This window comes from Rubrivivax benzoatilyticus JA2 = ATCC BAA-35, assembly GCF_000190375.1.
Taxonomy (GTDB): Bacteria; Pseudomonadota; Gammaproteobacteria; order Burkholderiales; family Burkholderiaceae_C; genus Rubrivivax; species Rubrivivax benzoatilyticus.
This window is the reverse complement of sequence record NZ_AEWG01000055.1, coordinates 26,965-40,195: the sequence shown is the minus strand read 5'-3', so window position 1 is coordinate 40,195 and position 13,231 is coordinate 26,965. Positions and strand designations below refer to the sequence as shown.

The window sequence follows — 13,231 nt, the reverse complement described above, 5'->3', positions numbered from 1 at the left end:
GCCGGCGCGGCGGCCTTGCGCTCGCTGGTCGCCAGCGCGTCGGCGCCCTGCCCGCCCGCGGCGGCCAGCGCCGCACGCAGCGACTCGACGCCGGCGCTGCTGCGGAAGCCCAGGCCGGCGACGATCATTTGCAGACCGTCCATTGCACGACCGGCCGCGCCGGCTGCCAGCCGCGCAAACGTCCCAGCGGCGCGGCGCGCGCCAGTTCGACGCGCAGCAGCTCGCCGCCGTGGCGGGCGTGCAGCGTCGCCAGCAGCGCCTCGGTCTCCAGCGTCACGCCGTTGGCGACGAGGCGCGCACCGGGCGCCAGGCGCGCCCAGATGGCGTCGAACACGGCCTCGTCCAGGCCGCCGCCGACGAACACCGCGTCGGGCGCCGGCAGCGCGTCCAGCGCCTGCGGCGCGTGGCCTTCGACGACCGTCAGCCGGTCCTGCAGGCCGAAGCGGCGCACGTTGGCCTCGATGTTGGCAACCCGTTCGGCGCGTGTCTCGACGGCCAGCGCGCGGCCGCCGGCGAGGCAGAACTCGATCGAGACCGAGCCGGAGCCGGCGCCGACGTCCCACAGCAGCTCGCCCGGGCGCGGCGCCAGCGCGGCCAGCGTCAGCGCACGCACCGGCGACTTGGTGATCTGGCCGTCGTGCGCGAACAGCGCCTCGGGCAGGCCGGCGCAGCGTGGCAGCGGCCGGCCGCCGGCGGCCTCGACGGCCAGCAGCGCGGGCGAAGCGGCGTCGTGCAGCGCGTAGCCGGCGGCGGTGGTCTCGCGCACACGTTCGTTCGGGCCGCCCAGCGCTTCCATCAGCCAGACGCGGCTGGCGCCCCAGCCGTGTTCGGCCAGCCAGGCGGCCAGCGCCGCGCCGGCGGCGCCGTCGCGCAGCAGGCACAGCGCGCGGGCGCCGTGTGCCAGGTGCGGCAGCAGGCGTTCGAACGGCGCGGCGTGCAGGCCCAGGCAGGTGGTCTCTTCCAGCCGCCAGCCCAGGCGCGCCGCGGCCAGCGACACGCAGCCGGCCGCAGGAAACGCGCGCCATTCACCCGCCGCCAGCCGCGCCGTCAGCGTGCCGCCGGCGCCGTGCCAGAACGGGTCGCCCGAGGCCAGCACGGCGACCGGCCGGCCGCGCAGCGCCAGCACCGGCGCGACGTCGAACGGCACGGGCCACTCGCGGCCACGCGCGCCGGCGTCGGCCAGCGCGAGGTGGCGGGCGCCACCGAAGACAATCTCGGCTGCGCCGAGCGCCGCACGCGCGGGCGCACCGAGGCCGGCGAGGCCGTCCTCGCCGAGACCGATGATCGAGAGCCAGGGTTCAGACATGACACGCGTCCTCTTGTTGGGAGGCACCACCGAAGCCAGCCGAATGGCCGCCGCGCTGGCGCGCGACGGCGTCGAAGCGGTGTTCTCGTACGCCGGCCGCACCGCGGCGCCGGTGGCCCAGCCGCTGCCGGTGCGCGTCGGCGGCTTCGGCGGCGCCGAAGGCCTGGCGGCCTGGCTGCAAGCCGAAGGCATCAGCCACGTCATCGACGCGACACACCCGTTCGCGGCGCAGATGAGCCGCAACGCGGTGGCCGCCTGCGCCGCCACCGGCACGGCGCTGATCGCGCTGGAGCGCCGGCCCTGGGCCGCCGGCCCGGGCGACGACTGGACGCACGTGGCCGACCTCGACGCCGCGGCCGCGGCGCTGCCTGACGAGCCCGAACGTGTCTTCCTCGCGATCGGCCGCCAGCACCTGGCCGCCTTCGCGGCCAAGCCGCAGCACCACTACCTGCTGCGCCTGGTCGACCCGCCCGAAGGCGCGCTGCCGCTGCCCGACGCCGAGGCGGTGATCTCGCGCGGGCCCTTCGGTTACGACGACGACCTGGAGCTGCTGCGCTCGCGCCGCATCACGCGCCTCGTCACCAAGAACGCCGGCGGCGAAGGCGCACGCGCCAAGCTCGACGCGGCGCGCACGCTGGGCCTGCCGGTGATCGTCGTCGACCGCCCGGCGCTGCCGCCGCGCGAGAGCGTCGAGACCGTCGCCGAGGTGCTGGCCTGGCTTCATGCCGAACGCGGCGTGTAGACCCAGCGGCCGACGCGGCGTGTCGCCGAGTTGCCGACCAGCACGACGGTGCGCATGTCGGCCATCTCGGGCGTCGCCTCGGCCAGCGTGACGGTGACGAGCTGCTCCTCGGGCGTCGAGACGGCGCGTGCGAAGGTGATCAGGCGCTCGCCGCCGCAGGCTTCGCGCAGCAGTTCGAGCACGCGCGCGAAGCCTTCGGGCCGGCTGCGCGAGCGCGGGTTGTAGAACGCCATCGCGAAGTCGGCCTGGGCCGCGGCGCGAAGGCGCGCCTCGATCAGCGCCCAGGGCTTCAGGTTGTCCGACAGGTTGATGGCGCAGAAATCGTGGCCCAGCGGCGCGCCGGCACGCGCGGCGGCGGCCAGCATCGCGGTGATGCCGGGCAGCACGCGGATGTCGAGCTGCTGGTGCTGCGGCGCGGCTTCCAGCGCCTCGAACAGCGCCGAGGCCATCGCGAACACGCCGGGGTCGCCAGAGGAGACGATGACGACCCGCGCGCCGGCTGCCGCCAGCTCCAGCGCGTGGCGCGCCCGTTCGAGCTCGACGCGGTTGTCGCTGGCGTGCAGGCGCAGCCCGGGGCGCGCGGCGACACGCGCGACGTAGGGGATGTAGCCGACGATGTCGGTGGCCTCGGCCAGCGCGGCGCTGACTTCGGGCGTGACGAGAGCGTCGGAGCCGGGCCCCAACCCGGCGACGGTGACCCAGCCGCTCATGCCCGAACCTCCGGCCGCCGCCCGTGGCCGTGCACCAGCACGATCGCGAAGTACGGGCAGTCCTCGGGGTCGGCGTCGGCCAGGCGCAGCACACGCTCGCCGGGCATCGTGCCGCGTTCGACCAGCCAGGCGGCGTCCAGCCGGCCGGCGGCGGCCAGCGCGCGTCGCACCTTGGGCAGGTTGCGGCCGGTCTTCATCACCACCAGCGCGTCGGCGGCACGCATGCGTGCGACGAGCTCGGCCTCGGGCATCGTGCCCGGCAGCACGGTCATCACGTCGTCGCCCCAGGTGATCGGCTCGCCGGTGGCGTGCCAGCAGCCGGCCATGCCGGGGATGCCGGGGATGACCTCCAGCTCGACCCGCCCGCGCAGGCGCACGTACAGGTGCATGAACGAGCCGTAGAAGAAGGGGTCGCCTTCGCACAGCACGACCACCTCGCCGGGCAGCGCCACGAGGCGCTCGGCCCAGTCGTCGTAGAAGGCGGCGAGCGCGTCGTTGTATTCCTCGCCGTCGACCGGGAGTTCGGTCGTCACCGGGTACTCCATCGCCAGCTCGACGACCTCGGGGTGCAGCAGCTCGGCGGCGATGCGCCGTGCCTGGCCCGGGCGGCCGGCCTTGCGGAAGTAGGCCACCTGGCGCGCGGCACCGATCGCACGCGCGGCGCGCAGGCTGACGAGGTCGGGATCGCCGGGGCCCAGCCCGGCGCAGATCACCTTGGCCACCGCCCTACTCCTTGCGGCTGGCCAGCGCGTTGATCGCCGCCACCGTGATCGCCGAGCCGCCGAGCCGCCCTTCGACGACGACCGCCGGCACCGGCGGCGTCTCGATCAGCGCGGCCTTGGATTCGGCGGCGCCGACGAAGCCGACCGGGCAGCCGATGATCGCCGCCGGCCGCGGGCAGGCCGGGTCTTCCAGCATGTTGAGCAGATGGAACAGCGCCGTCGGCGCGTTGCCGATCGCGACCACCGCGCCGGCGAGCATCGGCCGCCAGAGTTCCAGCGCCGCGGCCGAACGCGTGTTGCCCATCTTCGCGGCCAGCGCCGGCACCTCGGGGGCGTCGAGCGTGCAGACGATGCGGTTGTCGGCCGGCAGCCGGGCGCGCGTGATGCCTTCGCTGACCATGCGCGCGTCGCAGAGGATGGGCGCGCCGGCGGCCAGCGCGGCGCGTGCCGCGGCCGCCATGCCGGGCGTGAAGCGCACGTGGCGCTCCAGGCCCACCATGCCGGCGGCGTGGATCATGCGGACGACGACCGGCTCTTCGTCGGCGTCGAACCGCGCGAGATCGGCTTCGGCGCGGATGGTGGCGAAGGAGCGGCGGTAGATCGCGGCGCCGTCGGTTTCGTAGACGTGGGGCATGGGGGACGGGGGTTCAGGCCTTGGCGCCGCTGAACACGGGGCGCAGCAGCGGGCCGAGGATGGTCGGGACGAAGGCGGCGAGGAAGACGATCCAGCCGGCACACCAGAGCTGCGCCGCCAGCGCCACCGGGTTGTCGAGCCAGCCGTGGAGGAAGGGCGCGGTGGTGCGCAGCCAGGCGCCGAGCCAGACCAGCGCGTAGGCCGTGGGCAGCAGCCGGCCGGCGTCCAGCGCGCCGCCGTCGCCGCGCCGCGCCGCCGCGCGCGAGGCGATCGACAGCACCATGCCGGCCATCGCGCCCATCGTCAGCGCGTGCACCGCGTCGCGTTCGGGCCAGAACTCGGGCGCCAGACGCGAGACGCCGACGACGACCAGGCCGACGATCAGCGAGCCGAAGGTGGTGTGCATCATCACCAGCAGCGTGTTGCCGCCCACCGCACGCGAGCGCCAGCCCGCAAAGCGCCAGGCCTGCACCGCCGCGGCGACGATCAGCGCCCAGCCGCTGGCCGTCTCGGCGCCGGCCAGCGTCAGCCCGAGCGCGAGGTACAGCGTGACCAGGCCCAGGCGGTTGGCCAGCCGGTTCTCGTGCGGCGGCGCGGCGGCCGAGCCGCTCTGGCGCAGCCAGTTGGCGGTGAACGCCGGGATCATGCCGCCGGCGATGATCGCGACCTTCATCGCGAAGAACATCACCGCGGCGCGTTTCAGCGCCACGAGGTCCAGCGCCCAGGCTTCGCGCGCGGCGACGACGAGCAGCGCGTCGACCACGCCCAGCGCGAGGATCGCGCCCGGGAAACCCAGCTTGTTCCAGACCCGTGCGGCGGCGATGTCGCGCAGCAGCCAGAAGGTCACGGTGCCGAAGTACAGCGCGCCGGGCGCCAGCAGCAGCGCCAGCGGCAGGCGCTCGGCCTGCAGCATCACCAGCCGCGCCGCGACCCAGAAGGCGACGAGCAGCATCAGCGGCCGGCCGGCGATCATCGGCCGCGAGGTCCAGCTCGTCACCGCGGTGAGGAAGTAGGCCGCGACCGAGGCGCCTCCGAAGCCGAACACCATCTCGTGCACGTGCCAGACGGTCGGCGTGCCCAGCGTCGGCATGCCGAGCCCGGGCCACCACCACCAGCCCCACTGCCACCAGAACAGCGCGGCCAGCGCCCACAGCCCGGCCATCAGGAACAGCGGCCGGTGCGGCGCGAGCCAGAGGGCGGACAGCGGGGACGGAGCGGGTTGTTCTGTGGATCGAGCCATCGGCTAATACGGCAGCCGCAGCCAACCGATCGAATAGCGCGCCCCGGCACGACGGCCTGCGGGGCGCCAGCGGTCGTCAGGGCAGACACCCTGGGCGAGGCAAGCGCCGGATTTTATGGGGCGGCGTCCGGCGCAGCCGGAGTTTTGCGCTGTAGCAGCGGCCGCAGGCCGACGACGCCGCCGACGACGATCAGCGCCGGCGTGCGCACCCGCTGCTCCAGCGCGAGCTGCGGCAGCGTCGTCACGGTGCCGGTGATGCAGCGCTCGTCGGGCAGCGTGGCACGTTCGACCACGGCCGCCGGCGTGTCGGCCGGCAGGCCGTGCGCGACGAGCTCGCGGCAGATCAGCGCCAGCGTGCCGACGCCCATGTAGATGACCAGCGTCTGCCGCGGCCGCGCCAGCGCCGCCCAGTCCAGGTCGATGCCCTGGCCGTCGGCGCGCAGATGGCCGGTGGCGAAGACCAGCGCCGCGGCGTGATCGCGGTGCGTCAGCGGGATGCCGGCGCTTGCCGCCGCGCCCTGCGCGGCGCTCAGGCCCGGGATGACGTCGAACGGCACGCCGGCTTCGGCCAGCGCGATCGCCTCCTCGCCGCCGCGGCCGAAGATGTAGCCGTCGCCGCCTTTCAGCCGCACCAGCGAGCGGCCCTCGCGCGCCAGGCGCAGCATCAGGGCGATGATCTCGTCCTGCGGCAGCGCGTGCCGCGACGCCTGCTTGCCGACGTACAGCCGCTCGGCCGACGCCGGCGCCAGCGCCAGGATCTCGTCGCTGACCAGCGCGTCGTAAAGCAGCAGCGAAGCGCCCTGCAGCGCCTTCAGGCCCTTGAGCGTCAGCAGTTCGGGGTCGCCGGGGCCGGCGCCCAGCAGGGTCACGCGGCCGCAGGCGGGGCCGGCTTGAATATCACTCACCATCATCGAGACTCGTTGGACCCGCGCACCGGAAACGACGACGCCACCCGGAGGTGGCGTCGCGTGGTGATCCTGTGGGCGATGCAGGGGTTCGGACCTGCGACCCGGGCCTTGCGAAGGCCTTGTTGCGATTCATGTTAGCACGGCCGTCGGCGCCTTCCCTGAAGGGCGAGCGAAGTGCTAAGGCCGCTGCGAGCGGCTGTTGAAGCCGGCCCATCGCTCAGGCCCGGCGTCGAGAGTTGAAGCTGCGCATAGCCCGCGGGCGCGGTGCTGCATGCGCGACGTCGTATCAGGTCAACGATCACCCTTCGACCTCTACCAACGGCACTCGCCCTTGCAAACTGTCAGAAATCGAGTAAAACTTCTGACAGCCAAGGAAGCACCGTGTCCAACCTCGCCCAACAAGTCCTCGAACACGCCGCCTCGCTGCCGGAAGGTGCCAGCCTGTCCGCCAAGGCGCTGCTGCACCTTGGCAGCCGTGCGGCGGTGGACCAGGCGCTGTCCCGGCTTGCCCGCAGTGGCGAACTGCTGCGGGCCGGCCGGGGCATCTACGTCCTGCCGGTCAAGGGGAAGTTCGGCCCCCGTGCACCCGAGGCCGCGAAGGTGGTGCAGGAATGGGCCAGCCAACGTGGCGAGACGGTTGTCGGCAACGGCGCGGCAGCGGCCAATGCGCTGGGCCTGAGCACCCAGGTGCCGGTGCGCCAGGTCTTCCTGACCTCGGGCCGCAGCCGCAAGCTCAGGCTCGGGGCCCAGACCGTCGAGCTGAGACATGCCCCGCCCTGGCAACTGCTCTACCCCGGGCGTGCGGCAGGCGAGGCCATCCGGACGCTGGCCTGGGCCGGCCCCGAGGGCGCGCCGGCGGCCCTCGGTCAGCTGAAGAAGAAACTGCCGGCCTCCGAGCTCCATGCTGTCGCGGCGGCGCGAGCGCGGCTGCCCACGTGGCTCGCCAGCCAGGTCAGCACGCTGCTGAGCCGTGCCTGACTTCTTCGAGCTTGCGCGCGGCGACCAGCATGAAGCGCTGCTCGTCGCCGCGGAGCGCTCGGGGCGCCCGCTGCACCTGCTGCAGAAGGATCTCTGGGTCGTCTGGGCCCTGAAGCAGCTGTTCGACGGGCCGCATGCCCGGCATCTGGTCTTCAAGGGCGGCACCTCCCTGTCCAAGGCCTACGGCGTCATCCGGCGCTTCTCGGAAGACGTGGACCTCACCTACGACATCCGCGCCATCGCACCGGACCTGACGGCGCAGTCGCCCTGGCCCACCTCGCGCAGCCAGGAGAAGAAGTGGAGCAAGGCGATCCGCCAGCGGCTCGCCGATCTCGTCGGCCGCGTGATCGCCCCCGAACTGGCCGCCGCTCTCGTCGCACAAGGCCTGCCGGCGACGGTGCGCCCGGAAGGCGAGAAGATCTTCATCGACTACGAGAGCTTCGGCGAAGGCACGGGCTACGTGCGGCCGTCGGTGATGCTGGAGTTCGGTGCGCGGTCGACCGGCGAACCTCACGAGTTGCGGCCGGTGAGTTGCGACGCCGCTGAGCATGTCCCCGGCCTCGGCTTTCCCGACGCCAGGCCGCAGGTGATGCGCCCCGAGCGCACCTTCTGGGAGAAGGCAACCGCCATCCACGTGTTCTGCGCCCAGCAGAGCTTCAGAGGTGGCGCACGCTTCGCCCGCCACTGGCATGACGTGACGAGGCTCGATGACGCCGGCTTCGCCGACCGGGCTGCCGCCGATCGAGAACTGGCGCAGGCCGTCGCGCTCCACAAGAGCATCTTCTTTGCCGAGGCGGCGCCGGACGGCACCGCCATCGACTATCGCGCAGCGGTGACCGGCGCCTTGACGCTCGCGCCTGACGGAGAGGCCCTGCGCACCCTGGCCGAGGACTACCGGCTGATGGTCGAGGACGGCCTGCTGCTGGACGATGCAGAGCCGTTCGAGGTCCTGATGACGCGCTGCGGGGAGATCGCAGACAAGATCAACGCCAAGGTCCGTATCTACATGTGAGGTCGGCAATGCATCAGATGGGGAAGCCGCTCGATTCGTAGTTCACACTGAAGTCTTCGGTGGTAGCATCATGGCAGGCCGAACTGGCCCGGGCGACCAGCCCAAGTTTTGAGCGACTTAAACCGGTTCTGACTTCGTTCCCGACGTCGCATGTTTGTCACTGCGGCTGGCGCTAAACGCTCAACGTCCGCTGCGCAATGACTGACAACCATGGACGACTTCAAGCGTTGGAGCACGCTCGTGCTATCCGTGCTTTCTAAGCACACCAACAAAAAATCAAGCTTGGCCAGGTACAGCAGGTGTTGGCCGCCTGCCTCGGACACCGCACCTACGCATCACTGCGCACACTGGAACTCGCGACGCTCAATCAGGCGCCAGGTCACGTCTTCCTTGATGATGAGGCTGGCTTCCGACGCGCCGAGGAGCTTTGTCTCGGCATCCCAACTCCGACGTGGCGAGAAGCCATGACATCCCTGTACGAGAGCGGCATCGTGCAACCCTTGCCGAAGGCGCTCGAAAGCTTGGCAACTGCCGCCAAGTTGAAGTTTGACCGCCCAAGTGGTGGTCACATCACCGGAATCGGGTATGAAGTGGTCCCTGCCGGTGGTCATTGGCGTAAATCGACTTCTCTGCGCGCCGTCAAAGGCGATTTACCCGCTTTCCTGCACTTTGATGCAGACGGGGACGCATGCGAGTACGTTGAGGGGGATGCCACTCCAAAAGCAGCGGTAAGTTTAGTCGTTGAATTCAAACGTCTCGGACGCCGAGTTTACGATCACGGCGAGCTGGTGATTCTGGCCAGAGCGAATGACACGAAACCCTACATCCAAGATGATGAACTCGACGATGGTGATGTCTACGGGATGTCCGAAAGCTAGTAGTCTCGTCCTCCTTCCTGAGGGGTAGGGGCAACGTCAGTAAGCTAGGTCGCAGTTCCTCATCGGACGCTCATGTGTCCATGGCTACTCTGGTTCGCCCCGATTCGTGAATTCCGCTGCGGGCAATCACCGACTAAAGAGAACGGGACGCCGTCATCGAGGCAGTATCAGCATGAGCTTTAGGACAGCGCCGGACAGGAGCGGCAGCGCTGCGAGCTTGGCTACAAAGACTGTGGTCATCCTGTAACGCTGATTGACCTGCCCCCTTCCGCCATACCAGCGGTTCGGAAGGAGTCCTGGTTGAAGGTTACGTGATCTCGGGTATGACCGGGCTGTGTTGAGCAGCAGCGCCGGCATGCCGGCGCTGCTGCTCGGCAAAGCGTGCCGGTGCGATGCGGCCGATGCTGCTGTGCGGACGCACCTCGTTGTAGTCGCGCCGCCACGCGGCGATGGTCTGCCGGGCCTGCGCCAGCGACTGGAACCAGTGCTCGTTGAGGCACTCGTCGCGGAACTTGCCGTTGAAGCTCTCGATGTAGCCGTTCTGCATGGGCCGGCCCGGCTCGATGAGCAGGTGGCGGATGTGGTGTCGTTGCGCCCAGGCGATGAACGCGCGGCTGGTGAACTCCGGGCCGTTGTCGGTTCTCACCGCAGCGGGATAGCCCCGAAACACCGCCGCCCGGTCCAGCAGCCGCGTGACGTACTCGCCTGAGATGCCGTAGTCCACGGCGATGTCCACACACTCGTGGCTGAAGTCGTCGGCCACGGTCAGGCACTTCAGGCGTCGCCCGTTGGCCAGGCTGTCGCTGACGAAATCCATGCTCCAGACCTCGTTGACGCTGCGTGCAGCCTGCAGCGGCACGCGCTCGGCCGGCGGGCGCCGCACTTTCTTGCGCTTGCGCACGGCCAGGTTCGCAGCGGCGTACAGCCGCCACACCCGTTTGTGGTTGACGCCAGGGAACTCCGGGCGCAGCAGGTCGTGAATGCGCCGGTAGCCGAAGCGCCGCCGCACGTGCGCGATCTCCACGATCCGCGCCGCCAACTCGCGTGTGGCGGCATCGGCCTCGGGTGGATGCCGGTAGCTGTCGCGGGAGAGCCCCACGAGACGACACGCTCGGCGCTCTGACAGCTGGTGCTCCTGCACCAGCCGGCTGATCGCCTCGCGCTTGGCCCGTGGGGCTAGCGCTTTACCCCGAGAACGCTCTTGAGCGCGTGCATGTCCAGGTGCGCCTCGGCCAGCAGCTTCTTGAGCTTGGCGTTCTCTTCCTCGAGCTCACGCAGCCGCTTGGCGTCCGACGCCTCCATGCCCCCGAACTTCGAGCGCCACTTGTAGAACGTCGCGTCGCTGAACCCGCCTCGACGGCAGATCTCCGCCACCGCCATCCCGGCCTCGGCCTGCCTGAGGAACCCGATGATCTGTTCCTCGCTGAACTTGCTCTTCCTCATGTCCGTCATTCTCCTGATGAGCGGACTTCACTTCCTTTTCCTCGGTACGGCTGGCGGGGAGCAGGTCAGGCTGGCACTCCCGGCCCGCGCTTTTGGACACTTTTTGGACACCCCAAACGAAAACGCCACCCGAAGGTGGCGCAAGTCGTTGATTTCTTTGGTGTTCTTGGTGGGCGGTGCAGGGTTCGAACCTGCGACCCCTGCCGTGTGAAGGCAGTGCTCTACCGCTGAGCTAACCGCCCGGCTGGCCTGACCTCTGATGAACAGCGATCAGCGCCGGTGAGCCTCGCATTATGCCATGGTTTGGCGCCAGATGGTGCGTCCGTTGCTCGCTTTGTCGAGTTCGGCCAGAACGGCCTCGTGCGCGGCAGCTTCTTCGTCGCTCGCCACCAGCACCGGCAGCGTGAACTGCGACAGGTCGATGGCCGCCACCTCGAGGGCCGTGCCGCCCTCTTGTGCGTCGTCGATGACCAGCGAGTCCTGGCCGCGCGTCATGCGGATGTAGACCTCGGCCAGCAGCCCCGCGTCGAGCAGCGCGCCGTGCAGCGCACGGTTGCTGTTGTCGACTTCCAGCCGCTTGCACAGCGCGTCCAGCGAGTTCGCCTTGCCGGGGAAGAGTTGGCGCGCCATCACCAGGCTGTCGGTGATCGTGCAACCCAGCTCGACCAGGCGCGGCTTGCCCAGGCGGGTGAGTTCGGCGTCGAGGAAGCCGACGTCGAACGCGGCGTTGTGGATGATCAGCTCGGCGTCGCGCACGAACTCGATGAACTCGTCGGCGACGGCAGCGAACAGCGGCTTGTCGGCGAGGAACTCGTCGGTCAGGCCGTGCACCTTCACCGCCTCGGGGTTGCTGGAGCGCTCCGGGTTCAGGTAGTGGTGCAGCGTGCGGCCCGACAGGCGCCGGTTCAGCATCTCGATGCAGCCGACTTCGACCAGGCGGTCGCCGTCGACGGCCGACAGGCCGGTGGTTTCGGTGTCGAGGAAGATCTGTCTCATCGCGCCGATCCTACCGCCCGGCCCGACCAGACCCACAGGAAGACGCCCCCCAGCACCATCGGCACGCACAGCCACTGGCCCATGCTCATGTTCAGCGCCAGCAGGCCCAGGAAGCTGTCGGGCTCGCGGAAGTACTCGGCAACGAAACGCAGGCTGCCGTAGCCGATCAGGAAGGCGCCGGAGACACGCCCGGTGGGCCGCGGGTGGCGCGCGTACAGCCACAGCACGACGAACAGCAGCAGCCCTTCGAGCGCGAACTGGTAGAGCTGCGACGGATGCCGCGGCGTCAGGCTGGCACTCTGCGGGAACACCATCGCCCAGGGCAGCGACGGGTCGGCGGCGCGGCCCCACAGTTCGCCGTTGATGAAGTTGCCGATGCGCCCCGAGGCCAGCCCGGTGGGCACGCAGGGCGCGACGAGGTCGGTCACCTGCAGGAAGGGCCGCCCCTTGCGGTGCGCGAACAGCGCCATCGCACCGATGACGCCCAGCAGCCCGCCGTGGAAGGACATGCCGCCCTTCCAGACCTGCAGGATCTCCAGCGGGTTGGCGAGATACTCGCCCGGCTTGTAGAACAGCGCGTAGCCCAGGCGGCCGCCGACGATGACGCCGACGACGCCGTAGAACAGCAGATCCTCGACGTCCTGCTTCGTCCAGCCGGCCTGCACGAACTGCGGCTGCGCCGAGCGCAGCCGCGCCAGCAGCAGGAACAGCCCGAAGGCGACCAGGTAGGTCAGCCCGTACCAGTGGATCTGGACCGGTCCGAGCGCGATCGCGACCGGATCGAATTGCGGATGCACCAGCATCGGGAGCGGCCTTTCGTGTCGTCGTGGCGGAGAGCGGCGATTGTGCCGTCGAAGGCCACCCTGACGCGGGCGTGAATCAGGCCGGAAAAGGAATCGAGGGCCGACGCCCATGCGTCGGCCCCCGGTTCCGGCGGACCGTCACCTCGGTGACGTGCGTTCGCCCCTCATAGACCCGGCTCGCGCCGCCGCGGCTCCTTGCCGGCCGAGCCGGAAGAACCCCCGCGACGCAGTTCGTGCACATGCTTCTGCTGGTTCGGGTTGAGCCCCAGCGCGTCGATGTCGCGCTGGCGCCGGGCACGTTTGCGTTCCTCGATCTTCTCCTCGGCACGCCGCCGCGTCAGCCCCGAGGCGTCAGCGAAGGCCCACCAGGCCGCGGCCGCGCCGAAAGGCAGCGCGATCCACGCCCAGTGCCACTCCGAGACGGGCTCGATGCCGGCCAGGGACAGGCCCAGCAGCACCAGCCCGATGACCAGGAACCACATTCTTTGCTCTCCGGCGACCCGCTACCATGCTGACGATGACTGTAGCCGAAGCTCAGCCGTCGATGAGAGCCATCGTGATGACGCTTTGCGCAATCGCACTGTGCTCGTCGACTCCGGCACGCGCCGACGCGGACCTGGCGCGAAAGCGCCTGTGCATGGGCTGCCACGACGTCAGCGCCAAGCGGGTGGGGCCGCCGTTCAAGGACATCGCCGCGCGCTACGTCGGCCAGGCCGACGCGCCGCAGCGCCTGGCGCAGGGCATCCGCGAGGGCAGCGCCAAGGTCTGGGGCCCGGTGCCGATGCCGGCCAACCCCAAGGTCACGCCCGACGAGGCCCGCCGCCTGGCCGCCTGGGTGTTGTCGATGCGCTGAACGCGG

Annotated in this window: 15 protein-coding genes and 1 tRNA gene; 5 read left to right on the top strand and 11 right to left on the bottom strand. The window is 70.5% G+C overall.

Features of this window, described 5'->3' with window-relative positions; translation table 11 throughout:
* Window positions 1-124 precede the first annotated feature (124 nt).
* Window positions 125-1,306, bottom strand: a complete 1,182-nt coding sequence (locus RBXJA2T_RS05905; protein ID WP_009856421.1) for a bifunctional cobalt-precorrin-7 (C(5))-methyltransferase/cobalt-precorrin-6B (C(15))-methyltransferase — start codon at window positions 1,304-1,306, stop codon at window positions 125-127.
* Here RBXJA2T_RS05905 and RBXJA2T_RS05900 point away from each other — a divergent pair.
* Window positions 1,305-2,048, top strand: a complete 744-nt coding sequence (locus tag RBXJA2T_RS05900; RefSeq protein WP_029719035.1) for a cobalt-precorrin-6A reductase — start codon at window positions 1,305-1,307, stop codon at window positions 2,046-2,048. The two genes, RBXJA2T_RS05905 and RBXJA2T_RS05900, sit on opposite strands and share 2 nt — an antisense overlap.
* On the opposite strand, the gene cobJ is transcribed toward RBXJA2T_RS05900, so the two are convergent.
* The 5 genes from cobJ to cobA all read right to left on the bottom strand — a co-directional run bounded on the left by cobJ (window position 2,027) and on the right by cobA (window position 6,265).
* On the bottom strand, window positions 2,027-2,758 hold the full coding sequence (cobJ, locus tag RBXJA2T_RS05895) for a precorrin-3B C(17)-methyltransferase (RefSeq protein ID WP_009856419.1): 732 nt from the start codon (window positions 2,756-2,758) through the stop codon (window positions 2,027-2,029). The genes RBXJA2T_RS05900 and cobJ overlap by 22 nt on opposite strands.
* Window positions 2,755-3,480, bottom strand: coding sequence for a precorrin-2 C(20)-methyltransferase (gene cobI / locus RBXJA2T_RS05890; protein WP_009856418.1), 726 nt, complete (start codon window positions 3,478-3,480; stop codon window positions 2,755-2,757). Before cobI ends, cobJ begins: the two co-directional genes overlap by 4 nt.
* Window positions 3,481-3,484: 4 nt before the next feature.
* Entirely contained in the window at window positions 3,485-4,114 is a 630-nt protein-coding gene (locus RBXJA2T_RS05885; protein WP_009856417.1) for a precorrin-8X methylmutase, read from the bottom strand.
* A gap of 13 nt (window positions 4,115-4,127) precedes the next feature.
* On the bottom strand, window positions 4,128-5,354 hold the full coding sequence (locus tag RBXJA2T_RS05880; RefSeq protein WP_029719034.1) for an NnrS family protein: 1,227 nt from the start codon (window positions 5,352-5,354) through the stop codon (window positions 4,128-4,130).
* Window positions 5,355-5,467: 113 nt separating this feature from the next.
* Complete coding sequence (cobA, locus tag RBXJA2T_RS05875) at window positions 5,468-6,265, bottom strand: uroporphyrinogen-III C-methyltransferase (protein ID WP_029719033.1); 798 nt, start codon at window positions 6,263-6,265, stop codon at window positions 5,468-5,470.
* 378 nt (window positions 6,266-6,643) lie between these two features.
* On the opposite strand from cobA, the gene RBXJA2T_RS05870 reads away from it, so the two are divergent.
* The 3 genes from RBXJA2T_RS05870 to RBXJA2T_RS20080 all read left to right on the top strand — a co-directional run bounded on the left by RBXJA2T_RS05870 (window position 6,644) and on the right by RBXJA2T_RS20080 (window position 9,130).
* Entirely contained in the window at window positions 6,644-7,240 is a 597-nt protein-coding gene (locus tag RBXJA2T_RS05870; protein ID WP_009856414.1) for a DUF6088 family protein, read from the top strand.
* On the top strand, window positions 7,233-8,252 hold the full coding sequence (locus RBXJA2T_RS05865; RefSeq protein WP_009856413.1) for a nucleotidyl transferase AbiEii/AbiGii toxin family protein: 1,020 nt from the start codon (window positions 7,233-7,235) through the stop codon (window positions 8,250-8,252). Before RBXJA2T_RS05870 ends, RBXJA2T_RS05865 begins: the two co-directional genes overlap by 8 nt.
* A 302-nt stretch (window positions 8,253-8,554) precedes the next feature.
* Window positions 8,555-9,130: a hypothetical protein gene (locus RBXJA2T_RS20080; RefSeq protein ID WP_138938795.1), complete on the top strand. Its 576-nt coding sequence runs from the start codon at window positions 8,555-8,557 to the stop codon at window positions 9,128-9,130.
* A 307-nt stretch (window positions 9,131-9,437) separates the two neighbouring features.
* Here RBXJA2T_RS20080 and RBXJA2T_RS05860 read toward each other — a convergent pair.
* The 5 genes from RBXJA2T_RS05860 to RBXJA2T_RS05835 form a co-directional block, all read right to left on the bottom strand.
* A protein-coding gene (locus RBXJA2T_RS05860; protein ID WP_375136161.1) for an IS3 family transposase occupies window positions 9,438-10,573 on the bottom strand; the annotation gives its coding sequence in 2 pieces (ribosomal slippage) (window positions 9,438-10,312 and window positions 10,312-10,573; 1,137 coding nt in all).
* Between the two features lie 167 nt (window positions 10,574-10,740).
* Window positions 10,741-10,815 (bottom strand) — tRNA-Val (locus tag RBXJA2T_RS05850).
* A 49-nt stretch (window positions 10,816-10,864) separates the two neighbouring features.
* Window positions 10,865-11,569 (bottom strand): DNA polymerase III subunit epsilon, encoded by a 705-nt coding sequence (gene dnaQ / locus RBXJA2T_RS05845; protein WP_009856410.1) that lies wholly within the window; start codon window positions 11,567-11,569, stop codon window positions 10,865-10,867.
* On the bottom strand, window positions 11,566-12,372 hold the full coding sequence (lgt, locus tag RBXJA2T_RS05840; protein ID WP_009856409.1) for a prolipoprotein diacylglyceryl transferase: 807 nt from the start codon (window positions 12,370-12,372) through the stop codon (window positions 11,566-11,568). Before lgt ends, dnaQ begins: the two co-directional genes overlap by 4 nt.
* Before the next feature lie 164 nt (window positions 12,373-12,536).
* Window positions 12,537-12,854 carry a TIGR04438 family Trp-rich protein gene (locus RBXJA2T_RS05835; RefSeq protein WP_009856408.1) on the bottom strand — a complete coding sequence of 106 codons (318 nt, stop codon included), beginning with the start codon at window positions 12,852-12,854 and terminating at the stop codon, window positions 12,537-12,539.
* Window positions 12,855-12,931: 77 nt separating this feature from the next.
* Between RBXJA2T_RS05835 and RBXJA2T_RS05830 the strand changes: the two genes are divergently transcribed.
* On the top strand, window positions 12,932-13,225 hold the full coding sequence (locus RBXJA2T_RS05830) for a c-type cytochrome (protein WP_237704856.1): 294 nt from the start codon (window positions 12,932-12,934) through the stop codon (window positions 13,223-13,225).
* Window positions 13,226-13,231: the final 6 nt, after the last annotated feature.

What these genes read in the sequence shown, in the direction of transcription:
- RBXJA2T_RS05880 (WP_029719034.1), bottom strand. Translation starts at nt 5,354, where the DNA reads ATGGCTCGATCCACAGAACAACCCGCTCCGTCCCCGCTGTCCGCCCTC.
- cobA (WP_029719033.1), bottom strand. Translation starts at nt 6,265, where the DNA reads ATGATGGTGAGTGATATTCAAGCCGGCCCCGCCTGCGGCCGCGTGACC.
- dnaQ (WP_009856410.1), bottom strand. Translation starts at nt 11,569, where the DNA reads ATGAGACAGATCTTCCTCGACACCGAAACCACCGGCCTGTCGGCCGTC.
- RBXJA2T_RS05830 (WP_237704856.1), top strand. Translation starts at nt 12,932, where the DNA reads ATGACGCTTTGCGCAATCGCACTGTGCTCGTCGACTCCGGCACGCGCC.
- RBXJA2T_RS05885 (WP_009856417.1), bottom strand. Translation starts at nt 4,114, where the DNA reads ATGCCCCACGTCTACGAAACCGACGGCGCCGCGATCTACCGCCGCTCC.
- cobJ (WP_009856419.1), bottom strand. Translation starts at nt 2,758, where the DNA reads ATGAGCGGCTGGGTCACCGTCGCCGGGTTGGGGCCCGGCTCCGACGCT.
- RBXJA2T_RS05835 (WP_009856408.1), bottom strand. Translation starts at nt 12,854, where the DNA reads ATGTGGTTCCTGGTCATCGGGCTGGTGCTGCTGGGCCTGTCCCTGGCC.
- RBXJA2T_RS05900 (WP_029719035.1), top strand. Translation starts at nt 1,305, where the DNA reads ATGACACGCGTCCTCTTGTTGGGAGGCACCACCGAAGCCAGCCGAATG.
- RBXJA2T_RS05905 (WP_009856421.1), bottom strand. Translation starts at nt 1,306, where the DNA reads ATGTCTGAACCCTGGCTCTCGATCATCGGTCTCGGCGAGGACGGCCTC.
- lgt (WP_009856409.1), bottom strand. Translation starts at nt 12,372, where the DNA reads ATGCTGGTGCATCCGCAATTCGATCCGGTCGCGATCGCGCTCGGACCG.